The following is a 22,585-nucleotide window of genomic DNA, read 5'->3' on the forward strand; positions in this document are numbered from 1 at the left end:
GTGCTGACCGGGTTTTTAATATGGCTTCTTTTTGCTGTATTCTTTATTATCTTTCATAAATAGACGCCAGAAATAAAAGAAGCCAGGAAATAAAATCGCAAAGCCAACAATATACACAATAAATAACGAATGGAACGCATCGGGATGTGTAAATCCATTCTCAATCGTTACGTTTGGATACACGACATACGGTAAATGACTTCGTCCGTATACGTAACTTGCTAAGAAATATTGGAGGACGATTGATACCACGGCTAAACGAGGCATTCCTTTTCCTTTTTGAGAAGGCAGCAGCAGAGCAATACCAGCTACTACAAATAGACCTACAGACCCGTAAAGAAGAGGCTTAAACTGCATCATTTTATCATATAACCAGCTGGCTTCTGATTGCATTGTAATCATAATAAAGATAGCCATTAGCAGTGAAAGAGGTCCTGTAATGAGCGCATCGCGCCGATAGACCGCATAAGCTTCCATTTCGTCAGATGACTTCGAGTAATCTGCTAATAAAAGAGACGACAGAAACAGGGAAGAGGTAATGGCAAAACCAATAAATGAATAGACGTGCGGACTTGAAAACACTCTTGCTAAATTTAATCGCTGCGTTCCGTCAATTACATCAATAAATCCACCTTGACTTACGGGCAGTACGGCGATTAAAAAAGCAGGAATTAATACGCCAGATATACCAGATACATAAACCAACGCTCTCCGATATTTGAAACTGCCAGCATAGTGTGAAAACACTAAAAATCCGCTTCGAATAGATAAGAGAAGTAAAATGATACTCCCCGGTACTAGTAGCACTGTTCCAAGCGTAAATGTAGCTCGCGGAAAAAAGCTAAACAGCGCAACAACAATCGCAACGATAAATACATTGGTTACTTCCCAAGTAGGCGATAGATATCTGTTTGCTACATCTGTAGCATTTGTTTTCGTACGGTTAATATAGACCATCGACCAAAAACCAGCTCCAAAGTCCATCGTTCCCATTACAGCATAGATAAAAATGAAGCCCCATATTACAGTAATTGCTAGTAATGAATCACCCATATTCTCACATCCTTTTTAATCTGCTTGCGCAGCAAGCTCTTTAGAAAGCGGATTTCGTCTAAAATAAAACACCAGTACAAGGGCGACTGCGGCCACGAGTACGATATAAACAAGCAAAAACAAGAAAAATAAAATATGCAAATTAGCAGAAGTAGTAACGGCTTCTGATGTACGCATGATGCGGTAAATGACCCAGGGTTGTCTGCCTGTACATGCGAAAATCCATCCGAATTCAATGCCCATGATCGCGAGAGGGCCCGTTGCGACAAAAGCCCACATGAAAACTTTAGGGAAGCTTTTCTTCTTTAAAAACTTGTACCAAACAACGCCCACTAGCGCCACTAAAATTAAAATCGATCCGATAATGACCATACCGTTAAACAAGGTATGCACAAAAAGCGGCGGCCAATAATCTCTAGGGAAGTCATTGAGTCCAGTAATCACTGTATTAAAGCTATTACCCGACAAGAAGCTGAGCATCCATGGAAACTCAATGCCATACTTGACTCGCTGTTCTTTTTCATCTGTAAATCCGCCTAAAGCTAATGGCGCATGATCTTGCGTTTCAAATAGACCTTCAGCTGCTGCAAGTTTTTCGGGTTGATATTCGTATACTTTTTGCATCGATTCATGTCCATTCAAAGCTGTTACAAAAGAAAAAATCCCGCCGATTACTAATCCCATCATCAATGCTTTATGATGGAATTTATATTCTCTTGGGTTATGTTTTCGCGCACGAAGCATTTTAAAGGCAGCGACTGAAGCAATGACAAAGCCTCCGGTTGTATAAGCAGAAACGGCTACGTGACCGGACGTTACAAAGAAACTCGGATTAAAGAAAGCTGCCCAAGGATCTACGCTTACAATTTCGCCATTTAAAATTCGAAAGCCAGCAGGTGTTCCTTCAAATGCGTGCACGTTTGTAATTAAAACGGCAGAGGCAAGAGCGCCTATTGCTACTAAAATGAGACTGATAATCCTCATTTTTCGAGAAATACGGTCCGCTGCGTATACGTAAATAGAGAGAAAAAGAGCCTCAATAAAGAAAGCATAAATTTCAATTTGAAAAGGAAGAGCCATCACTTTTCCTACGATTTCCATAAAACCCGGCCAAAGCAACGCTAATTGCACACCAGCAATCGTTCCCGTAGGAATAGCGACTCCAAGCAGGACAGCAGCTCCTTTTGTCCAGCGCTGTGCCATAAGTTCATAATCTTTATCTTTTGTTTTGTAGTAAAGAATTTCAGCCAATAAAATCATGAGAGGAATGCCGACGCCAAGAGTGGCAAAAATGATATGTACTCCCATGTTCAGACCAAACATTGAACGTGCAGTAACTAAATGATCCATTCATTTTTCAACCTTTCCAGTAAAGTATTGATAAACCTTATTGTCCACTTTTTACCACGCTTTATGCATCAGAATTGGTAAAACATATAACTTGAAAATAGTAATCATTACGATTATAATAAGTATATATTGTTTTAAAGGAGAGATATTTAATGAAAACAAATATTCATCCAGACTATCGTAAAGTTGTATTTATGGATACAAATAGCGGAACATCATTTTTATCAGGATCTACAAAACAATCAAATGAGACCGTTCAATGGGAAGATGGCAACACATATCCGCTCTTAAAAGTTGAAATTAGTTCGGATACACATCCATTTTATACAGGAAAACAAAAATTTGCTGATAAAGGCGGCCGTGTGGAACGCTTTAAGCAAAAATATAAATTACAATAAAAAAACTAGCCGAGAGGCTAGTTTTTTTATTAATATAATGCTTTTTTCAACGTATCAATGTTGTGTTGCATAATGGAGAAATAATCTTCTTTATTTTTAACATCGTTTTTCGTTAATGACTCTAAGTTATGAAGTGTTAAAGCTTGAGCTCCCACTTCATTTTTTACAAGCGTAGACACTTTAGGCTTTAAATTTTGGTCAAAGATAAAGTATTTGATATGGTCTTTTTTTGCTTGTTTTACGATGTTTTCTAATTGTTTTTGAGACGGCTCATTTGTAGGAGATAAACCCGCTACGCTAATTTGCTTTAATCCGTATCGTTTTTCCCAGTAGCCGTAGGCTGCATGTGATACTAAAATTTCTTTATGAGGTGCGTCGCCAATCGTTGTTTTTAACTCTTGGTTCACATCTTCAAGCTGAGTCTTTAAGGATTGGAAGTTCTTTTCAAATTCTGCTTTTTTATCCGGTTTTAATTCAACAAGTTCATTTTTAATATTTTCTGCTAATTGAATAGCTAAAATAGGATCAAGCCAAACGTGAGGGTCTGTATCTCCGTGGTGATGCTCTTCTTCATGTGCATGTTCGTCCTCGTGGGCATGCTCATCTTCAGAACTCTTTGCTAGTTCAATTCCTTTTGCAGCTTCTACTAAAGCGACATCTTCATTCTTTAGCGTAGACTGTGCTTTATCTGCAAAGCCTTCAAGCCCAATTCCTGAGTAAACGAATGCGTCCGCGTTTGCGATTTTGACCATTGTTTTTGTGGTAGGTTCAAATGAGTGAGCATCTACACCGGTTGGTAAAATGCTTTTAGCTTCTACATATTTTCCACCGATTTTTTCAGTGAAATCCTGTAAAGGGTAAATTGTTGTGTAAACTTCTAATTTTTTATTTTTATTATCAGATGCGTTATTTGCACTGCTTGAACTGCACCCTGCAAGGGCTGTTCCAATTCCTAATGCCAGCACCATTAAAAGTGGTTTGAATTTCATTATGTTGCTCCTTCCGTTCGTATCGTAACCATTTATGACCTATGTTATTATATCGTAATTATTACGATTTGAAAACTAAAAATTTACGCACTTACTGTAAACTTAGGAAGGGGGTCTTTGAAAGTAGCCCAATCTTGATTCATTTCCTCATTTGTCAGCAAACAGTGGTCTAAAGTTTCAATTATTTCAGCTTTGTTCATATCAATACCAATCAATACAAGCTCGTTAATACGGTCTCCAAATTGTTCATCCCATTTTGCTCGTAATTCAGGTTCTTCCTTTAAGGTTTGTTCCCTTTCCTCTGCTGTGTACGTTGCGACCCATTCACCCGCTCCTTGAATCATAATGGACGTACCTGCTTGAGAAAGAAGTCCTGCCATATGGTTACGTGAAGCAAGCCAGAAAAATCCTTTTGCACGTACAATATCAACCGGCCAGTCCTCTAACCATTTCATAAAGCGTTCAGGATGAAGGGGACGATTCCTTTTATATACAAAAGAAGAAATACCAAACTCTTCTGTTTCAGGCGTATGGTGTTCTTCATTTAATTCTTTAATCCACCCGGCTCCTTGACTAGCTTTTTCAAAGTCGAATAAGTCGGTATGAAGTATGGCTTCAAGTTTTACCTCACTATTAATTGTTTGAATAACAGTGGCCTCTGAGTTTAATTTGTGAAGAACAGCCTGCAGCTCATCTGCATCATCTTTTGTTAACAAATCAACTTTGTTTAATAAAATGACGTTTGCAAATTCAATTTGATCGATTAATAAATCAACCACTTCTCTTTTATCGTTTTCATCCGTTCCTTCTTTGCGGTCTAATAAGCTTTCGCCGGATGAAAAGTCTTCCCAAAAGCGATTAGCATCTACTACAGTGACCATCGTATCTAATGAACATTTCTGAGTTAAATCAATGCCAAGCTCTTCATCAATATAAGTAAATGTTTGAGCAACAGGGATAGGTTCGCTGATTCCGGAAGATTCAATGACAATATAATCAATATCATCATTGTCAGCGAGGCGTTCTACCTCTTTCATTAAATCATCTCGAAGCGTACAGCAAATACAGCCATTTTGCATTTCAACAAGTTTTTCTTCTGTTCGAGAAAATCCGCCTTGTTTAACTAAGTCTGCATCAATATTTACTTCGCTCATGTCATTGACAATGACCGCGACCTTTAAACCTTCTTTATTTTTTAAAATATGGTTCAAAAGAGTTGTTTTACCTGACCCAAGGTATCCGCTTAAAACGGTAACGGGAATTTTTTTCACTGTTATAACCTACTTTCTTGTCTTTAAATAATAATGATTACGATTTAACACTTTTCATCTTATAGGAAAAAGTATTATAATACAAGAAAGAATTTTTTTTATGAAGGAGAAGACAGCAAATGAGCTTATTACAAGATGTTTTAGAATTCAACAAAAAATTTGTAGAAGAAAAGAAGTATGAACTTTACGAAACAAGCAAATTCCCTAATAAAAAAATGGTTATTTTATCGTGTATGGACACAAGATTGGTAGAACTGCTTCCGCACGCTTTAAATCTGCGTAACGGAGACGTGAAAATTGTTAAAAATGCAGGAGCACTTGTTTCACATCCATTTGGAAGTATTATGCGAAGCATTTTAGTAGCTGTGTACGAGCTACAAGCTGATGAGGTATGTGTAATTGGTCACCATGACTGCGGAGCAGGTAAACTTCAGGCGGAACCTTTTTTAGAGAAAGTAAGAGCAAAAGGCATCTCAGATGAAGTGATTAATACCATTGAATATTCTATGGACTTGAAAAAATGGTTAACGGGTTTTGATTCAGTAGAAGAGACTGTTCAGCATAGTGTAGAGACAATTCGTAATCATCCTCTATTTTCAAAAGATACTCCTGTACATGGACTAGTTATTGATCCAAATACAGGAAAGCTAGATGTTGTTGTAAATGGGTATGAAGCAATCGAAAACAACTAAAGCTTAGTGTGATTTTTTCTCAGGTACTTCATCGATGCCACCCGGATGGAACGGGTGGCATTTTAAAATGCGTTTTATAGTCAAATAAGATCCCTTTACGGCACCAAAGCGTTTAATGGATTCAACTCCGTACTGGGAGCAAGTAGGGTAAAACCGGCACCTTGCCGGAAGAAAAGGCGAAATTCCTTTTTGATATCCTTTTATAAGTAAAAGCAAAAGCTTTGCAATCATTTATTATCACGTTCTTTCTTTCGTGTTTGCTCATACTATAAGGGATAGAAGGAATAAAAAGCAACTAAAAGAAATAAAGGTTATTAAATGGATGAAATATATCGGAATTGCATGTTATGATAGGTGAAAGAAGAAAAAAGGAGTGGTATTATGCCATCAGTAGAAAGTTTTGAGCTAGATCATAATGCGGTTAAAGCACCTTACGTAAGACACTGCGGTGTTCACAAAGTGGGAAGCGACGGCGTTGTAAATAAATTCGATATTCGTTTTTGCCAACCAAACAAACAAGCAATGAAGCCGGACGTTATTCATACGTTAGAGCATTTATTAGCTTTTAATATTCGTACTCATGTAGAAAAATACGATCACTTTGATATTATTGATATTTCGCCTATGGGATGTCAAACGGGATACTACTTAGTAGTGAGCGGGGAGCCGACTGTACGTGAAATTATTGATTTGTTGGACGATACGCTAAAAGATGCAATTAACATTACTGAAATTCCAGCAGCAAATGAAAAACAGTGCGGTCAAGCAAAACTTCACGATTTAGAAGGAGCAAAACGCTTGATGAAGTTCTGGTTAGAACAGGACAAAGAAGATTTAGAAAAAGTATTTGGCTAAAAATAAGCAGTCCGCTGGGCTGCTTATTTTATTTGGAAAAAGATGAAGACGTTTCTCTGAGTCTAAAGAAAGGGAAATGTCTCTTTTTATGAAAAAAATGTTTTAATCAACTAAAAAAGGGTACAACTATACTATATAAAGAGTTCATAAAGGAGCGAATAATATGGCAGCAAATGTAAATGAAATTGTTAATAAACAAGTGGCAAACTTTAGTGTAATGTACATAAAACTTCATAATTTTCATTGGTACGTGAAAGGTGAACAATTCTTCACTCTTCATGAAAAGTTTGAAGAGCTGTATACGGAAACAGCTACAATTATTGATGACCTTGCAGAACGCCTTTTAGCACTAGAAGGAAAACCTGTGGCAACAATGAAAGAATCGTTAGAGCTTTCTTCTATTAAAGAAGCGGATGGAAGCGAAACGGCTAAAGACATGGTTGCTTCTTTAGTAAGCGATTTTGATACGCTAACTGCTGAATTAAAAGAAGGAATGGATGCAGCCGGTGAAGCGGGCGATGAAACAACAGGAGACATGCTGTTAGCTATTCATCAAAGCTTAGAAAAACATACGTGGATGTTAAAGTCATTCCTAGGCAAGTAAGTAAAACCTGCGAGCAATCGCAGGTTTTTTTATGATAAGATGGACGAACACTTTTTTTTCACCGGCATATACTGTAGGGATATGACTGCTGAAAGGGTGAAAAAAGTGGATATGCAGAAGCTTTCTGTCTTGATAATTTCAAGTTTAGGTTCACTGGCTTTTTTTTTATTTGGAGAGTGGGACTATTTACTAATGGCTTTAGTAGCATTAGTGGCAATGGATTACTTGACAGGCACGATTGCAGCTTTTATAAATAAACGTTTATCTAGCAAAGTAGGTTTTAAAGGAATTGCCAAAAAAATTTTTATTTTTGCCATGATTGCTGTAGCAAACTTTATCGATTCTGTATTTTGGGAAAACGGTCATATTATTCGAGATGGAGCTATTTTGTTCTATATTTTAAACGAAATGATTTCAATTACAGAAAACGCAAGAATTGTAGGGGTTCCAATTCCAGAGCCGTTAAAAAAAGCAATAGCGATTTTAAAAGACCGCTTTAAATCGTAGAGTGTATAAAAAAAGAATAAGATACACATAAGAAAGATAAGTTGGCACTAGAAAGAAGGAGCTGAATATCTTTCATGACAAAAAAATATTATGTATCTCTGAGTTCAGGGGAAATCAATCAGTCAAATACTGCTTCAGATTGGAATTATGCGATTGAAGCAACAGATGAAGAAGTGGAGCAGCTGAGAACCTATTTAGATCAGCGCGCTTCAAGCGATTGGTCAAGCTTTTGGCGATCCCATATTCCGTATCTGGAATATCATCATGATTCTCAAAATGATATGTACGATAAAACAACAGTTGACATATATGCCATGCTTTATCAGCTGGGAGACGATGAAACAAAATCACATATCAAACAGATGAATATTTTATCTTCAGATAGAACGGAATAAGGGGTAAAATGCAAAGAAAAAAAGTACGAGCATACTTTTCTTATCAGGTATGGCCGTAATGTATGATAAAATAAGGGAAAAATCAAATGGAGTTTGAGTCGACCATGTACACATTTAAGGATGCATATCATAATCAAGTATTTTTATCATTTGAAAAAAATCCATTCTCGAAAACTCCACGTCATGTTTGGGTCGTATGCAGGTATGAAAATCAATGGTTGCTAACGAATCACTCAAAACGAGGTTTAGAATTTCCCGGAGGAAAACTAGAAGGCAATGAAATACCAGAAGAAGCAGCGGTTCGAGAAGTGTTTGAAGAAACAGGCGGAGAAGTCTCTTCTTTAACTTATATTGGTCAATATAAAGTAGTAAGTAAAGGAAAGACCATTATTAAAAATATTTATTTTGCTACGATTGGAAATGTAATTAAAAAAGAAGACTACATGGAAACAGATGGTCCCGTAATGATTGACGAACTACCTTCGGGCATTCAACAAGATGATGCGTACAGCTTCATTATGAAAGATAATGTTTTGCAGTATGTAATGAAATATGTAAAGCGAACATTTTTGTAAAAGCATCATATCAACGAAAATACCCCCGTTTGTACGGGGGTATTTTTTATGAGCGTCGGATCAATTTCTTTTCTAGATAAGCCACGCCTTGGTACATAATCGTAGCGAAAATGGCAATTAATAATAAGCTGAGAAGAACAAGAGTAAAGTTGAAGACTTGGAAACCATAAATAATCATATATCCAAGCCCTTTTGAAGAAACTAAAAATTCTCCTACGATGACGCCTACCCAAGATAAACCGACGTTTACTTTAAATGTGGAAATAATGGCAGGCATGGAAGCTGGAAGAATTGCTTCTTTAAAACAGCGGGTTTTCGTTGCCCCGAAGCTTTTTAGTAATTTAATATAGTTTGGATCCACTTCTTTAAAGGCTGTGTAAACGACGATGGATGTAATGATAACGGATATAATCGCTCCCATCGTTAAAATTGAGAAAAATCCTGGCCCAATTGCTACAATTAAAATAGGGCCCAGCGCTACTTTAGGCATGGCGTTTAAAATAACGAGGTAAGGGTCTAATATATGTGCAAGCCTAGTTGAATACCAAAGGGCCGTTGCAAGTAAAATACCTAGCACTGTGCCTAAAATGAAGCCAAGAACTGTTTCGAATAACGTAAAACCAATATGTTCTGCCAGCGAGCCGTCGGCAAGTTTAATTAAAAATAAATGCCATACTTTAGTAGGGGAACTGAAGATTAAAGGGTCAATCCACTTTAAACGAGAAGCCAGTTCCCAGAAGCTAAAAAAGGCTAAGAAAATGACCAGCTGTACGCTCAGTACTAATCGTTTTTCGCCCCGAACCTTGCGAAGGTAGCTTTCGTGAAGAGTATCTAGGGAGCTAGTGGGTTTCAAGTTGATCAAGCTCCTTCCATATGTCCATAAATAAATCGTTATAGACAGGATGCTGTCGTGCTTCAAACGGAGAGAGGGTTCGTAAAATAGAAGGAACCGTGAATGTTTTTGCGATTTTTCCTGGCTTGGCTGAGAATAAAAAGATTCGGCTGCTCATAGCAATGGCTTCGCCGATATCGTGCGTGACCAAAACGGCCGTTTTTTGATAAGTCATCAGTGTTTTGGAGACAAGTTCTTCAAGCTTGAGTTTTGTTTGAAAATCAAGTGCTGAAAAAGGTTCATCCAAGAGTAAAATAGCGGGGTCAATGGCAAGTGTTCGGACTAAAGCGACGCGTTGTCTCATGCCTCCGGATAACTGGTGTGGATATAGGTCATCTACGCCTTGTAGACCAATTTCTTTTAGGAGCAGCAGTGCTTTACTCTCCGTTTTGTCTGTTAGCTGTCCGCGAATTTCAAGCCCAAGTAAAATATTTTCTTTAATGGTTTTCCACGGAAACAAATAATCTTGTTGAAGCATATAACCGATGTTTGGAACTGATGTTCCGATATTTTCACCGTCTATTGTGACAGAGCCTGACGTTGGTTCAATCAAGCCTGCAATAATCGATAGAAGCGTCGTTTTTCCACATCCGCTTGGGCCGAGAAAGGAAACGAATTCTCCTTCTTCAATAGACAAATTAATATGTTCAAGTGCAGTGGTAGCAGACTTTGTCGTAAGGTACATATGTTGAACATCTTGAATGTGAAGTTTTGTCATATTACTCCCTCATTGCATCTTTTGCGAATTTTGTGTTGACTAGCTTGCTGTGATCAATGTGTCTTGGAAGTTCTCCAGATTCGTCCATGATTGTTTGTAAATGATCCCACTCTTTCTCATCTAATAAAGGGTTAGTTGCAAAGGATTTTTGCGATTTATAGCGGTCAATAACAGTTTTTAGCGTGTCTTTAGGTGTATCTTCAAAATACGGTGCAACCACTTCAGCAATTTCATCTGTGCTATGTGTATTCACCCATTTTTGTGCTTTGTAAATAGCTCGAGTAAATTTAGCTGCTGCTTCAGGGTTATCTTTTAAATAGCTTTCTTTGGCCATAAATGTTGTATAAGGAACTGTTCCTGATTCTTTTCCGAAGGAAGCAACGATATGTCCTTTTCCTTGTTTCTCTAAAATACTAGCCGTTGGCTCAAATAATTGAACGTAATCTCCAGTACCAGAAGCAAAAGCATTCGCAACGTTAGCAAAATCAATGTTCTGAACGAGTTTTACATCTTTTTTAGGATCAATATTATGCTGTTTTAACACATATTCCCCTACCATTTGCGGCATGCCGCCTTTGCGTTGACCAAGAAACGTTTTGCCTTTAAGCTGATCCCATGAAAATTGATCGACCTTTTTACGTGCTACTAGAAATGTTCCGTCGGTTTGGGTTAGCTGTGCAAAGTTGATGACGGGATCACTAGACCCTTGTGCATATACGTAGATTGACGTTTCCGAGCCGACTAAGGCGACGTCGATGCCATCAGATAAAAGTGACGTCATTGTCTTATCTCCGCCCCAAGTTGTTTTTAAATCTACCTTTAGTCCTTCTTCTTCAAAAAAGCCTTTTGAAATAGCGACGTACTGGGGAGCATAAAAGATAGAGCGAGTTACTTCGCCGACACGAACCGTTTGTACAGATGTTGTTTTGCTGCAGCTAATTAGTGGAATGAGTAAAATCATAATAGCAAGCAAAGAAAAAAGCCATTTAATTGGTTTCATAAAGCAAGCCTCCTTAAAGTAATAAAATATTTTATGATAATGTATGTAAAGAAGTGGAAGAAGGTGAGTGCCTATATAACTATGTGGAAAATCAAAGAAGTAGTAGTCAACGACTGAAAGTAAACCTTAGCGGAAGAAAGTAGGCTAGTTATATAAAGAATGGAGGAAAAAAATGAAAGATGGAACAATTCTTCATAAACAGCGTTTCCCATCATCAAATCCTCGCGTGACGCTGTGGGTGATTACATATGCATGTCAAGGGCTTAAGATTAAAGGAATGCTTGCAGAGCCAAAAGAAAAAGGAATGTATGACGGCTTTTTATACTTAAGAGGAGGTATTAAGAACGTAGGAACGGTTCGCCCTGCTCGACTCATTCAATTTGCTTCACAAGGTTTTATTGTGATGGCTCCGTTCTATAGGGGAAATCAAGGAGGCGAAGGAAACGAAGATTTTGCAGGAGATGATCGTTACGATGCTTTTGCTGCTTACGATTTACTGAAACAGCTCCCTAACGTCCACCATGACCGCATTCATATTTTTGGGTTTTCACGAGGGGGAGTGATGGCTTTACTCACAGCCATTGAAAAAAAAGACAGCCGTTCTCTTGTGCTATGGGGAGGCGTCACGGATATGGTGCTGACATATGAAGAAAGAGAAGATTTAAGAAGAATGATGAAGCGGGTGATTGGAGGAACTCCTTCTAAATATCCTGAAAGATACGAATGGAGGACACCTTTGCATCGTGCTCATCTCGTCGAGCCGCCGGTCTTGCTTATTCATGGTTTAGAAGATAAAAACGTCTCAATTGATCATTCCTATCAGCTCGAATCTAAACTAAAGAAGTCCAATAAAAAAGTTACCAGCTGGTATTTTGAAAACTTTCCACATGCTTTTCCACCAAAAGAAAACCGAGAAACGGTAAAGAAGTTAACGAAGTGGATGAAAGCGCAATAAAAGATATGCTACGATAGAAAAAACAAGTAGAATAACAGTGAGGAGTGAGAGAAAATGGGGATGCCGCTAGAATTAAATACAATGATTGTGACAAAAGGCAACGAAAAGCGTGTAACAGATAACATTTTTCAAGTTGAGAAAAAAGGATATCGTTTGTATCCGTTGGATATTCCATTAAACATTCACAAAACGAAAAATGGAGAATGTATTGGAACTGCTGTTGTGCGTAAGGTAGAAATGGAGCAGGAAAAAACCATTGTCACATATGAACTGACAAAATTACATTCGACTAACTAAAAAACCGATCGTCTATAAGACGATCGGTTTTTTATTAGACTCTAGGTCCGCCTAATGTTGAAATGTCCGATGCTACATCATTAAAACGCTTGAAGTTCGCTTTGAATTTAGCGGCAAGTTCAGTTGCTTTTTGGTTATAAGCTGTTGCATCGTTCCATGCTTTAGAAGGCTGAAGCACTTCATCAGGAACTCCCGGAACATGAGTTGGAATCGATAAACCAAAAATAGCATCTGTTACTGTTTCGGTATTAGCTAGTTCTCCTTCAAGAGCTGCTTGAACCATAGCTCGAGTGTAACTTAACTTCATTCGTTCACCCACGCCGTATTCACCGCCGGTCCATCCAGTGTTTACAAGGTAGACATTTACGTTATGTTCATCGATTTTCTTTCCTAGCATTTCTGCATAAGTTGTTGGAGCAAGAGGTAAGAAAGGCTCACCAAAGCATGTAGAGAAAGTAGCCTGTGGCGATGTTACGCCGCGCTCTGTTCCAGCTAACTTACTAGTGTATCCGCTCAGAAAATGGTACATCGCTTGTTCTTTTGTAAGCTTGCTGATTGGAGGTAAGACGCCGAAGGCATCAGCAGTTAAAAAGACAATAGCTGTAGGGTGCCCAGCAACGCTTGGCAATACCGTATTATCAATAGAGTCAATTGAATAAGCGGCACGAGTATTCTCTGTTAAACTATTATCATTGTAATCTGCTACTTTCGTATTTTGATTCAACACTACATTTTCCAGTACTGCGCCGAAGCGAATTGCATTAAAAATTTGCGGTTCTTTTTCTTCGGAAAGCTGAATGCACTTCGCGTAGCAGCCTCCTTCAATATTAAATACACCAGAGCTTGACCAACCGTGCTCGTCATCTCCGATTAAACGACGGTTTGCATCAGCAGAAAGCGTTGTTTTACCCGTTCCAGATAAACCAAAGAATAATGCAACGTCACCTTCTTCTCCTACGTTAGCAGAACAGTGCATGGATAGAATATTGTTTTGAGGAAGCAAGAAGTTCATCACTGAAAAAATAGATTTTTTCATTTCACCAGCGTATTCAGTTCCTCCAATTAGCACAATGCGTCGCTCTAATGAAAGAATAATGAAGGTTTCAGAATTCGTCCCGTCTGTTTCAGGATCAGCTTTGAACGTTGGAGCTGCTACAATTGTAAACGGCTTCACATCATCATTTGTTTTTTGTTCAGCTGAAGGGCGAATGAATAACTGCTGAGCGAATAGGTTGTGCCATGCAAATTCATTAACTACTTGAATTGGTAACTGATACTTTTTATCAGCTCCAGCATATCCATTAAAAACAAAAAGTTCATCCTGCTTCTTTAAGTGGGTTAAGACTTTTTTGTATAGCGCATCGAATCGCTGAGCAGAAATTGGCTGATTGACGGGTCCCCATTCAACCGTTTTTGAAGATACAGCATCGCTTACAATAAATTTATCCAAAGGAGAGCGGCCTGTATATTTTCCGGTTTCGACTGACACAGCACCTGTAGAAGTCAGCGTTCCTTCGCGTCGAGCTAGAATTTTTTCAACAAGTTGTGGAACAGATAATTGGTGTTTTGTTGTTTTTAATTGAAGCAAACCATTTAATTCGATAGACATATCAACAGTACTCATGTGCACTACCTTCCTTTTTTAGCTATTATTTATTCATTAATGTTTGAAATTTATAATTAGTATAACACATTTATTTAATTATTCTATACTATTTAACTAAAAATGTTTGTGCATTATAAAAAAATGTACGTTATACCTATTTTAGACACATGTATATGTGCTAGAAGCGAAAAAAGTGAAGCTATTTCAAGTGAAAGCCTTTTTTTGGTCTGTCTTGTTAACCAAACTTCGTGTTCACTCTTAATAAGGTATACTATTTTTAAATTTGAGTATGTTACATTAAAACAGATTCAAACATAAAGAGATGATTTCCATTTGAATGTTGTTGACAGTGAAGCGCTTTTTCATGTATTATATGTCCTTGAACGGATACTCTCTTATCCCGAGCTGGTGGAGGGACAGGCCCTGTGAAACCCAGCAACCATCGTCATTTTTTTGTGTAGACGATAAGGTGCTAACCTGATGCAAGGGCACAACCTTGATCGATAAGAGTGAAAGGCTTATGTAGAATTTGATACCTTTCCTCGATACAAGGAAAGGTTTTTTTATATTTTTTAACGTGTAATGAAAATAAGGGAATGAGTACCGTATCACAATGTATCGTATTTATAAGGAGGAAAACTGATGTCAACACAACGTCGTCTGTTCACGTCAGAATCTGTTACAGAGGGACATCCCGATAAAATTTGTGACCAAATTTCTGACTCAATTCTTGATGCTATCCTAGCAAAGGATCCAAATGCTCGTGTTGCTTGTGAAACAAGCGTAACAACTGGTTTAGTTTTAGTAAGCGGTGAAATTACAACTTCTACTTACGTGGATATTCCTAAAACAGTTCGTGAAACAATTAAAGGAATTGGCTATACTCGTGCAAAATACGGATTTGATGCTGAAACTTGTGCAGTATTAACATCTATCGACGAGCAGTCAGCTGATATCGCTGCTGGTGTAGACCAAGCGTTAGAAGCACGTGAAGGTCAAATGTCCGATGAAGAAATCGAAGCAATCGGAGCTGGAGACCAAGGGTTAATGTTTGGTTATGCATGTAACGAAACAAAAGAATTAATGCCTCTTCCAATTTCATTAGCTCATAAACTTGCTCGCCGTCTAACAGAAGTACGTAAAGAAGAAATTCTTCCTTACCTTCGCCCGGATGGTAAAACACAAGTAACAGTTGAATATGATGAAAACAACAAACCTGTTCGCATCGATACAATTGTTATTTCAACTCAGCATCACCCAGAAGTAACGTTAGAGCAAATTCAACGTAACTTAAAAGAATATGTAATTAATCCAGTTGTTCCAAATGAGTTAATTGATGAAAATACAAAATATTTCATTAACCCAACAGGACGTTTCGTAATCGGCGGCCCTCAAGGAGATGCTGGTTTAACTGGTCGTAAAATTATCGTTGATACTTACGGCGGATATGCTCGTCACGGCGGCGGTGCATTCTCTGGTAAGGACGCAACAAAAGTAGACCGTTCAGCAGCTTATGCAGCTCGTTATGTTGCGAAAAACATTGTAGCAGCTGATCTTGCTGATAAATGTGAAGTACAACTAGCATATGCAATTGGTGTTGCACAGCCAGTATCTATTTCAATTGATACATTCGGTACAGGAAAAGTTTCTGAAGAAGTACTAGTAGATGTAGTACGCAAAAACTTTGACCTACGTCCAGCAGGCATCATTAAAATGCTTGATTTACGTCGCCCGATTTATAAGCAAACAGCAGCTTACGGTCACTTTGGTCGTACAGATGTGGAGCTTCCTTGGGAGTTCACAGACAAAGCTGAAGCATTAAAAACTCAAGCTTTAGCTAAATAATAAAAAAAATCTCCGTGAAAACGGAGATTTTTTTTATGCCCATTGAATACCTTCAGCAGATTTTTCTACGACATCTTCATATTCTGAAAGCAAATGCTGAAAAATGGCGTCCCATGATTGAGTAAGAGCATAGTGTCTCGCTGCATGGCTAAAGTGAAACCGCTGGTGCAAATCATCAAGTAAACCTGTAATAGCCGAACTGAATTCTTCTAAGGAGTGAGGTTTGCAAAGGTAGCCGTTTCGCCCGTGCTGAACCATCTGCTTAACTCCTCCTGCATTTGCTGCCACCACGGGAGTTCCAGAAGCAAGAGACTCCAGTACGACATTTCCGAACGTTTCTGTTTCTGAAGGGAAAACAAACAAATCAGATGAAGAATAGATATGAGCAAGTTGCTTACCTTCAAGAAAGCCTGTAAATGTCATATGCTCAGATGCTTGCTGTTGCATTTGTTCTTTTAAAGGACCATCTCCCACAATAAGCCAGTGAACTTGGTGGCGGATATGATCAGGTAAAGATCGGGCAATTTTTAGTAAAAAATCAGCGTTCTTTTCTTTAGCTAACCTTCCTACATACGTTAAGATGTAGGGTTTTTTTATATTATATTTAATACGAATATCAAAGCGGTCATAGTGGGGATGGAACAATTTATGATTTACCCCTCGCGACCAAATAGCTACGTTGTGAAACCCTTGTTTTTCTAGCTGCTGTTTGGTCACTTCGGAGGGAGCGAATAATTTTTGTACAGGTTTATAAAACCATTTCATATATTTTTGCAGTGGTACACGCATTTTTTCAAGTTCATAGTGAGATAAATAATCATCAAAATTGGTATGATAAGAGCCGACAAGAGGAATACCTAATCTTTTCCCGTAATAGGAGCCGCAAAGCCCCATCGTAAAAGGAGTGGCCAAATGAATAAGAGAAGGGTTGAATTCCTGCAGCTGCTTTTTAATTTTTAGAACGTTTGGCAATGAAAAGCGGCTGTTTGGATAAAGGAAAAACGGCATGCTAGGCGAGCGGTGAACATACGTTGAAAACGACCGATTATGAGCAAATTCAGGAGCAAATACCTGGATGGGAATTTGCTTTGATTTGACATACTGAGTAAATTGATAAAGTGTTTTAGCAGCTCCGTTAACTTCCGGAGCAAATGTATCTGTAAATAAAGCAATTCTCATGAGTACTCCTCCTATCAATTAGACTAAAAATATGTTCAGTGAAACAGCACCTGAAAAGATGCCGAGTATCAGGCCTACCATGACATCCGTCGGATAGTGCAGACCGAGATAAATTCTTGAAATGCCTACCGTTACTGCAAGCGGCAAAAGAACGGCAGCGAAGGCTGGGTAAGTAATCATCAGAGGGGTAACTAACGAAAAAATAGCCGTTGTATGCCCCGATGGAAATGAATGATCTTTTAATGGATTTTCTAATACTTTTGTATGCTTTAGTTGAATATAAGGCCGTTGTCTCGGATATAGCTTCTTAGCAATGGCAACAGGAATATGGCTAACGGCTAGAGAAAACGCACAGGCGTAAGCGACGGATGAAGGATGCAGAAATAGCAGCAAGCACGCTATCACAATGGTAAACGTGGCTCCGCCGGCATGAGTTAGTAAACGTAAAAATCTATTTAAGTGCTTTCGATCAAAATGTTGATTTACACTTTTGAATAATCGGCATTCGGCATCGTATACATACTGAATTAACTTGGCTTTCATAGAGTCGCTCCCTTTTTAATAAATACGTCTTTATTATTCAGTTTAATCTTTAATTGTGGAGGCAGTACTAAAACGATGTAAATTAATATGGAAATTTCTTTACAATTGTGGAGAGAATAGAACATGATTAGAGAGTTTGTGGAGATACTAAAAAAATTCCCTCAGTATGACTTTCTGAGGGAACGTTTCCTTTATAATGAAGAATCAGATTTCTTAATAGACTTATAATACTGCCCTTTTTCTACATATTCTGTACGAATGCGCTGCATATCTTTTAAATCCTCCTCAGTCAGAGTGCGGATTACTTTAGCAGGTCGACCGAGTGCGAGAGTATTAGGTGGTATTTTTTTACCGGGAGGCACTAAACTTCCTGCACCGATAAAAGCACCTTCACCAATTTCCGCACCGTCTAAAATAATAGAGCCCATGCCAATGAGCGCGCGTTTGCGGATGATGGAGCTGTGTAAAATAACTTGATGTCCTACTGTCACATCATCCTCAATAAGCAAAGGAGCATTTGGGCTTTGATGGAGTGTTGATTGATCTTGTATATTTACTCGTTTCCCGATAATAGTAGGCGAAACATCTCCTCTAATAACGGTGTTAAACCAAATGCTGCTTTCTTCACCAATGGTGACATCTCCAGTAATCGTGACATAGTCTGCGAGGAAGCAGCTGGGTGCAATATTAGGCATTTTTTCTTTATACGGATAAATCATCAAATCATCTCCCTTTATTAGTTGAAAAAAAGTAGTAAATCTTCTAATGTAAGTGTACAAAGGTTTTTAAAGCAGGTAAACAAAAAAAGGAAGAAGGAGTAACTCAAATGCATAAATGGGAAGCAGTAAATCCAAAAGGCGTTATTGTCATGGTCCATGGAGCAGCGGAGCATCACGGGCGCTATCGCTGGCTGATTGAGATGTGGCGTTCGGTTGGAATGCACGTAATCATGGGAGACCTTCCTGGCCAAGGCTTAACAACGAGAAGAAGAGGACATATCCTATCCTTTGATGAATATGTATATGAAGTGGAAGAATGGGTACGTGAAGCGCAAAAATATGATTTGCCTATTTTCCTGTTAGGACATAGTATGGGAGGACTGGCGGTTATTCGTACGCTGCAGACAAAAAATCTTCCTATATGGGGTGCGATTCTTTCCTCACCTTGTCTAGGATTAAAAGAGCAAGTACCAGCTTACTTAGATATGTTATCTAAAGGATTAAATAAAGTCATGCCGAACAAACTTTTTGATTTGGGTCTTACTGTTGAAAAAGCAACAAGAAATCAAGAAGTTCGAGATGAAGATGAAAACGACTCACTGTACGTTACAAAAGTTTCTGTAAGATGGTACCGAGAATTGATTCAAGCTGTTAACTTAGCTTTTAAAGATATCGATCGTTTGCCGGATGTTCCGCTTCTTGTGATGCAGGCAGGAGAAGATAAAATTATTGAAAAGTTGATTGTTAGACAGTGGTTTGATGAAATAGAGCTAAGTGAAAAAATCTACAAAGAATGGTCTCAGCTGTATCACGAAATCTTTAATGAGCCTGAAAGAGAATACGTTTTTACATACGCGAAAAGCTTTGTTGATCTTCACATTTAATGAGTGCTGTCAGAAATTGAGGTGAAAATAAATGAAGATTCCGTCTCGTCCTATTTCATTAATGAGAAAAATTTATCGAGAAGTGTTTCCCGTCGTTCATCATGAGCTTAACCATTGGCGGGAACGGGCAAAAGAGATTCCTAATAAAGAATTACGCACTCAAGCATTGGCAAGTATCGATACAAAAACTTTTCATTGTGAAGGAGGCGGCATCCTATCGATTTTAGCGAAAGAAAACATGATTGAATGCGTAAAATTTATCGTTGCCTACCAAACAATCAGCGATTACTTAGATAACTTATGTGACCGCAGCAATTCGCTCGATCCTAAAGATTTTGCAGCCTTACATGAATCGATGCCAGATGCGTTGACTCCTCATGCACCTCTTGGGGATTACTATCGTTTTCGAACGGATAAAGACGATGGAGGATATTTAGCGGAACTTGTCCAGACTTGTCAGCAGTCCTTGCGAAAAGCCTGTAATTACCATATCGTCTCTTCACATTTATTAGAACTAGCTACTTATTATTGTGATTTGCAAATACATAAGCATGTTGAAATCAAGGAAAGAGTTCCACGATTAGAGAATTGGTTTGATGCTCACCGGCACAGTGTTCCTGAAATGGAGTGGTATGAATTTTCAGCGTGCTCTGGTTCAACGTTAGGCATTTTTTGTTTGGCCGCTTACAGTTTTCAAGAAGAGATGACCAAAGAAATGACGGAGAAAATAAAAGCGGGATATTTTCCTTATATTCAAGGTTTACATATTTTACTCGATTATTTAATTGACCAAGAAGAAGATAAAGCAGGAGGAGATTTGAACTTTTGTTTTTATTATCCTCACTATCAGCAAATGATGGACCGCTTTTTGCATTTTGTTGTAAAAGCGGACGAATATGCTAAAAAACTGCCGGATTATCACTTTCACTGCTTTATCTATAAGGGACTCCTAGGCGTTTATTTGTCCGATCAAAAAGTGAGGGCACAAAAACATGTTCATGTGAATGCACGTCGATTAATCAAAGCGGGGGGAGCACTCAGCTACTTTTTCTATATCAACGGACGCTTGTACCGAATGTTAAAAAGATAAGCCATATGCGGCTTATCTTTTTTCAATAGCAATGATGAACGGAGGATTGTTTTGCTGATTCATGAAGCGGTATTGTAAAACATGGACGTCTTTTTGATCCAGATTTTGGACGTACGTTAGTAAATCGTCTCTTTCTTGTTTCCCTTGTTCGTGTCCGTGATAAATAACGAGCACAATCACTCCTTCAGGTGCTAGCAAATCAAGTAACTGCTCAATTGCAGAAATTGTTGTTTCAGAAGTGGTGACGATTTCTTTATCTCCACCTGGTAAATAACCTAAATTAAAGACAGCGCCCGTCACTCGTCCATTAATAGAGTGGGGAAGCATGCTTATATTGCTATGGCTTTCTTGGATAAGCGTGACTCGTTTTTCTACATGATGTTCTGTCAATCGCTGCTGAGTTGCTTGAATGGCTTGGGGCTGAATGTCAAATCCATATACATGACCTGTATCTCCGACTAAGTTGGCTAAGAACAATGTATCATGTCCATTTCCTGCTGTAGCATCAATCGCGACATCTCCTTCGGCCACAGCATTAGTGAGCAACGTGCGGGCAAAAGGCAGGATACGTTCTATTTTCATCTTTCCATCAACTCTTTTTCGTAATATTTTCCTTGATAGCTTTGGCGACGTTCGAGCTCTTGATCAATGGCATTTAATACGCTCCACTTATTTACGCTCCACATCGGTCCGATCATGAGGTCTATCGGTCCATCACCGGTAATACGATGAACAATCATCTCAGAAGGGATTACTTCGAGCTGATCGCATACAAGCTTTACATATTCTTCAAATGAAAGAAATTCAACAAGGCCCTTTTCATACTGTTTGACCATAGGAGTTCCTTTTAGTAAATGAAGCAGATGAATCTTAATTCCTTGAACGTCTAATTTTGCTACTTCCCGTACCGTTTCCATCATCATCTCAGGTGTTTCTAAAGGCAAACCATTAATGATGTGAGAACAAACGCGAATACCGTGTTTTCGAAGCTTTGCTACACCATCTACATAGCATTGATGATCGTGTGCCCGGTTGATAAGCAGTGAAGTTCGTTCATGAACAGTTTGCAGTCCAAGTTCTACCCATAGATAAGTTCGTTCATTTAATTCAGCCAAGTACTCCACCACATCGTCGGGGAGACAGTCAGGGCGCGTGGCGATAGAAAGCCCAACAACTCCGGGAAGCTTTAAGACCGCTTCATATTTTTCACGAAGCTCCTCAACAGGAGCGTGAGTGTTAGTGAATGCTTGAAAGTAAGCAACGTATTTTCCGTCTTTCCATTTATGATGCATTTTTTCACGGATTTCGTTAAATTGTGTCACAAGATCATCCGCTCTGTTTCCAGCGAAATCTCCTGAACCGGCAGCGCTGCAAAACGTACAGCCGCCGTGAGCTACCGTGCCGTCTCTGTTTGGACAATCAAATCCTCCATCTAAGGCTACTTTAAATACCTTATGGCCAAAGTGGTTACGTAAGTAATAATTCCAGGTATGATAACGTTTGTTTTCAGATTTATACGGAAATGGGTTTGTCTGATTCAAATCAGCAACCTCCTTTTTACATGCAATATACATCAACAAATTGTATCAAAAACGTGAAAAAGTGCCAAACAAATTTAAGGATGCTTATATTTAACAGGTTCTTCTTGTCGTAAAGGAGAGTAAAGTTGCGCAAAATAAGACAGAAATGAACGAATAGGAGGAATAGACAATGACAACTCGTCAAGCAGTGGATCAACTTATGCAGCAGTGTGAAGATGCTATTCGCTTTGGACAAGGTCAGTTACAGGAAGGCATGAAACAAGAACATTACAATGACACTGAATATACAAAAGCACAGGAAAAATTAGAAAATGCTTATAAAGAAATTGAAGAGTTTTCTCACAGTGCAAATGCACAGCAAAGAGAGCAGCTATATCGCATGCGCCTGCAAGTTCAGCAGCTGCAAAATAAATTGATTACAACTCAGCATTAAGGAGAGGATTTTATGGCAACTCGTTCAAATCAAAATAACCCGGAACAAAAAACAAAAAACGGGATCAACAGCAATGATATTGAGCTAGGAAAAGATTTTGATCCTGTAAAAGAATTAAAAGCACGGAACAGCAAGCGTGCCCAGCCGGTTCGTTCGAAGCAAAAATAAGCGGTAAAAAGGTGATTTTGCATGAT

General features: G+C 38.5%; 28 protein-coding genes and 1 riboswitch. Of the genes, 14 read left to right on the forward strand and 14 right to left on the reverse strand.

Annotation, left to right across the window (positions count from 1 at the left end):
* Positions 1 to 15: 15 nt before the first annotated feature.
* Both ACH0CI_RS00110 and ACH0CI_RS00115 read right to left on the reverse strand, forming a co-directional pair.
* Positions 16 to 1,053: a cytochrome d ubiquinol oxidase subunit II gene (locus ACH0CI_RS00110; protein ID WP_028411860.1), complete on the reverse strand. Its 1,038-nt coding sequence runs from the start codon at positions 1,051 to 1,053 to the stop codon at positions 16 to 18.
* Positions 1,054 to 1,068: 15 nt separating this feature from the next.
* The gene (locus ACH0CI_RS00115; protein WP_028411859.1) at positions 1,069 to 2,403 is read right to left on the reverse strand and encodes a cytochrome ubiquinol oxidase subunit I; all 1,335 of its coding nucleotides are present in this window, start codon (positions 2,401 to 2,403) and stop codon (positions 1,069 to 1,071) included.
* Between the two features lie 152 nt (positions 2,404 to 2,555).
* Between ACH0CI_RS00115 and ACH0CI_RS00120 the strand changes: the two genes are divergently transcribed.
* A complete protein-coding gene (locus ACH0CI_RS00120) occupies positions 2,556 to 2,801 on the forward strand; it encodes a type B 50S ribosomal protein L31 (protein WP_013059552.1) in 246 nt (81 codons plus the stop codon).
* A 29-nt stretch (positions 2,802 to 2,830) separates the two neighbouring features.
* On the opposite strand, the gene ACH0CI_RS00125 is transcribed toward ACH0CI_RS00120, so the two are convergent.
* On the reverse strand, positions 2,831 to 3,790 hold the full coding sequence (locus ACH0CI_RS00125; protein ID WP_028411857.1) for a metal ABC transporter solute-binding protein, Zn/Mn family: 960 nt from the start codon (positions 3,788 to 3,790) through the stop codon (positions 2,831 to 2,833).
* Between the two features lie 83 nt (positions 3,791 to 3,873).
* A complete protein-coding gene (locus ACH0CI_RS00130) occupies positions 3,874 to 5,061 on the reverse strand; it encodes a GTP-binding protein (protein WP_406900743.1) in 1,188 nt (395 codons plus the stop codon).
* Between the two features lie 119 nt (positions 5,062 to 5,180).
* Here ACH0CI_RS00130 and ACH0CI_RS00135 point away from each other — a divergent pair, with 119 nt between their 5' ends.
* A complete protein-coding gene (locus tag ACH0CI_RS00135) occupies positions 5,181 to 5,753 on the forward strand; it encodes a beta-class carbonic anhydrase (protein WP_028411855.1) in 573 nt (190 codons plus the stop codon).
* A gap of 3 nt (positions 5,754 to 5,756) precedes the next feature.
* Here ACH0CI_RS00135 and yidD read toward each other — a convergent pair whose 3' ends face one another.
* Positions 5,757 to 5,984, reverse strand: coding sequence for a membrane protein insertion efficiency factor YidD (yidD, locus tag ACH0CI_RS00140; RefSeq protein WP_080754454.1), 228 nt, complete (start codon positions 5,982 to 5,984; stop codon positions 5,757 to 5,759).
* 150 nt (positions 5,985 to 6,134) lie between these two features.
* Between yidD and ACH0CI_RS00145 the strand changes: the two genes are divergently transcribed.
* The 5 genes from ACH0CI_RS00145 to ytkD all read left to right on the forward strand — a co-directional run bounded on the left by ACH0CI_RS00145 (position 6,135) and on the right by ytkD (position 8,689).
* Complete coding sequence (locus ACH0CI_RS00145; protein ID WP_013059547.1) at positions 6,135 to 6,608, forward strand: S-ribosylhomocysteine lyase; 474 nt, start codon at positions 6,135 to 6,137, stop codon at positions 6,606 to 6,608.
* Positions 6,609 to 6,771: 163 nt separating this feature from the next.
* On the forward strand, positions 6,772 to 7,212 hold the full coding sequence (locus ACH0CI_RS00150; RefSeq protein ID WP_013059546.1) for a Dps family protein: 441 nt from the start codon (positions 6,772 to 6,774) through the stop codon (positions 7,210 to 7,212).
* Positions 7,213 to 7,293: 81 nt separating this feature from the next.
* Positions 7,294 to 7,719: a phage holin family protein gene (locus tag ACH0CI_RS00155; protein WP_014457957.1), complete on the forward strand. Its 426-nt coding sequence runs from the start codon at positions 7,294 to 7,296 to the stop codon at positions 7,717 to 7,719.
* Between the two features lie 74 nt (positions 7,720 to 7,793).
* Complete coding sequence (locus ACH0CI_RS00160) at positions 7,794 to 8,114, forward strand: hypothetical protein (protein ID WP_033579584.1); 321 nt, start codon at positions 7,794 to 7,796, stop codon at positions 8,112 to 8,114.
* 104 nt (positions 8,115 to 8,218) lie between these two features.
* On the forward strand, positions 8,219 to 8,689 hold the full coding sequence (gene ytkD / locus ACH0CI_RS00165; RefSeq protein WP_034271379.1) for an RNA deprotection pyrophosphohydrolase: 471 nt from the start codon (positions 8,219 to 8,221) through the stop codon (positions 8,687 to 8,689).
* Positions 8,690 to 8,735: 46 nt separating this feature from the next.
* On the opposite strand, the gene ACH0CI_RS00170 is transcribed toward ytkD, so the two are convergent.
* From ACH0CI_RS00170 to ACH0CI_RS00180, 3 genes are read right to left on the reverse strand one after another with little or no spacing between them, the layout of a single operon-like run.
* On the reverse strand, positions 8,736 to 9,542 hold the full coding sequence (locus ACH0CI_RS00170) for an ABC transporter permease (RefSeq protein WP_033579585.1): 807 nt from the start codon (positions 9,540 to 9,542) through the stop codon (positions 8,736 to 8,738).
* On the reverse strand, positions 9,529 to 10,299 hold the full coding sequence (locus tag ACH0CI_RS00175; RefSeq protein WP_025750714.1) for an ABC transporter ATP-binding protein: 771 nt from the start codon (positions 10,297 to 10,299) through the stop codon (positions 9,529 to 9,531). Before ACH0CI_RS00175 ends, ACH0CI_RS00170 begins: the two co-directional genes overlap by 14 nt.
* A gap of 1 nt (position 10,300) precedes the next feature.
* The gene (locus ACH0CI_RS00180; protein ID WP_028411851.1) at positions 10,301 to 11,299 is read right to left on the reverse strand and encodes an ABC transporter substrate-binding protein; all 999 of its coding nucleotides are present in this window, start codon (positions 11,297 to 11,299) and stop codon (positions 10,301 to 10,303) included.
* Positions 11,300 to 11,471: 172 nt separating this feature from the next.
* Here ACH0CI_RS00180 and ACH0CI_RS00185 point away from each other — a divergent pair, with 172 nt between their 5' ends.
* Both ACH0CI_RS00185 and ACH0CI_RS00190 read left to right on the forward strand, forming a co-directional pair.
* The gene (locus tag ACH0CI_RS00185; protein ID WP_028411850.1) at positions 11,472 to 12,254 is read left to right on the forward strand and encodes an alpha/beta hydrolase family protein; all 783 of its coding nucleotides are present in this window, start codon (positions 11,472 to 11,474) and stop codon (positions 12,252 to 12,254) included.
* Between the two features lie 54 nt (positions 12,255 to 12,308).
* A complete protein-coding gene (locus tag ACH0CI_RS00190; protein WP_028411849.1) occupies positions 12,309 to 12,551 on the forward strand; it encodes a DUF2584 domain-containing protein in 243 nt (80 codons plus the stop codon).
* A gap of 34 nt (positions 12,552 to 12,585) precedes the next feature.
* Here the strand turns inward: ACH0CI_RS00190 and pckA are convergent, their stop codons facing one another.
* A complete protein-coding gene (gene pckA, locus ACH0CI_RS00195) occupies positions 12,586 to 14,175 on the reverse strand; it encodes a phosphoenolpyruvate carboxykinase (ATP) (RefSeq protein WP_028411848.1) in 1,590 nt (529 codons plus the stop codon).
* Positions 14,176 to 14,549: 374 nt separating this feature from the next.
* Positions 14,550 to 14,667, forward strand: a riboswitch (SAM riboswitch).
* A gap of 132 nt (positions 14,668 to 14,799) precedes the next feature.
* Between pckA and metK the strand changes: the two genes are divergently transcribed.
* Complete coding sequence (gene metK, locus ACH0CI_RS00200; protein ID WP_013059536.1) at positions 14,800 to 16,002, forward strand: methionine adenosyltransferase; 1,203 nt, start codon at positions 14,800 to 14,802, stop codon at positions 16,000 to 16,002.
* 33 nt (positions 16,003 to 16,035) lie between these two features.
* Here the strand turns inward: metK and ACH0CI_RS00205 are convergent, their stop codons facing one another.
* The 3 genes from ACH0CI_RS00205 to ACH0CI_RS00215 form a co-directional block, all read right to left on the reverse strand.
* Positions 16,036 to 17,181, reverse strand: a complete 1,146-nt coding sequence (locus tag ACH0CI_RS00205; protein WP_406900744.1) for a glycosyltransferase family 4 protein — start codon at positions 17,179 to 17,181, stop codon at positions 16,036 to 16,038.
* An 18-nt stretch (positions 17,182 to 17,199) separates the two neighbouring features.
* The gene (locus ACH0CI_RS00210) at positions 17,200 to 17,724 is read right to left on the reverse strand and encodes a phosphatase PAP2 family protein (RefSeq protein WP_028411846.1); all 525 of its coding nucleotides are present in this window, start codon (positions 17,722 to 17,724) and stop codon (positions 17,200 to 17,202) included.
* Between the two features lie 191 nt (positions 17,725 to 17,915).
* On the reverse strand, positions 17,916 to 18,443 hold the full coding sequence (locus ACH0CI_RS00215; protein WP_028411845.1) for a gamma carbonic anhydrase: 528 nt from the start codon (positions 18,441 to 18,443) through the stop codon (positions 17,916 to 17,918).
* A gap of 107 nt (positions 18,444 to 18,550) precedes the next feature.
* Here ACH0CI_RS00215 and ACH0CI_RS00220 point away from each other — a divergent pair, with 107 nt between their 5' ends.
* Both ACH0CI_RS00220 and ACH0CI_RS00225 read left to right on the forward strand, forming a co-directional pair.
* The gene (locus tag ACH0CI_RS00220) at positions 18,551 to 19,327 is read left to right on the forward strand and encodes an alpha/beta fold hydrolase (protein ID WP_013059532.1); all 777 of its coding nucleotides are present in this window, start codon (positions 18,551 to 18,553) and stop codon (positions 19,325 to 19,327) included.
* Between the two features lie 31 nt (positions 19,328 to 19,358).
* A complete protein-coding gene (locus ACH0CI_RS00225) occupies positions 19,359 to 20,417 on the forward strand; it encodes a tetraprenyl-beta-curcumene synthase family protein (protein WP_028411844.1) in 1,059 nt (352 codons plus the stop codon).
* Positions 20,418 to 20,429: 12 nt separating this feature from the next.
* On the opposite strand, the gene mnmM is transcribed toward ACH0CI_RS00225, so the two are convergent.
* A complete protein-coding gene (gene mnmM, locus ACH0CI_RS00230) occupies positions 20,430 to 20,999 on the reverse strand; it encodes a tRNA 5-(aminomethyl)-2-thiouridylate-methyltransferase MnmM (RefSeq protein ID WP_406900745.1) in 570 nt (189 codons plus the stop codon).
* Positions 20,996 to 21,958, reverse strand: coding sequence for a tRNA modification radical SAM protein MnmL/YtqA (mnmL, locus tag ACH0CI_RS00235; protein WP_406900746.1), 963 nt, complete (start codon positions 21,956 to 21,958; stop codon positions 20,996 to 20,998). Before mnmL ends, mnmM begins: the two co-directional genes overlap by 4 nt.
* 169 nt (positions 21,959 to 22,127) lie before the next feature.
* On the opposite strand from mnmL, the gene ACH0CI_RS00240 reads away from it, so the two are divergent.
* Both ACH0CI_RS00240 and ACH0CI_RS00245 read left to right on the forward strand, forming a co-directional pair.
* Positions 22,128 to 22,391 carry a YtzC family protein gene (locus ACH0CI_RS00240; RefSeq protein WP_013059528.1) on the forward strand — a complete coding sequence of 88 codons (264 nt, stop codon included), beginning with the start codon at positions 22,128 to 22,130 and terminating at the stop codon, positions 22,389 to 22,391.
* A gap of 12 nt (positions 22,392 to 22,403) precedes the next feature.
* Positions 22,404 to 22,559 carry a hypothetical protein gene (locus ACH0CI_RS00245; protein WP_013059527.1) on the forward strand — a complete coding sequence of 52 codons (156 nt, stop codon included), beginning with the start codon at positions 22,404 to 22,406 and terminating at the stop codon, positions 22,557 to 22,559.
* The last annotated feature ends 26 nt before the right edge of the window (positions 22,560 to 22,585 follow it).

Source organism: Priestia sp. 179-F W1.4 NHS, from assembly GCF_045369295.1.
Classification (GTDB): Bacteria; Bacillota; Bacilli; order Bacillales; family Bacillaceae_H; genus Priestia; species Priestia zanthoxyli.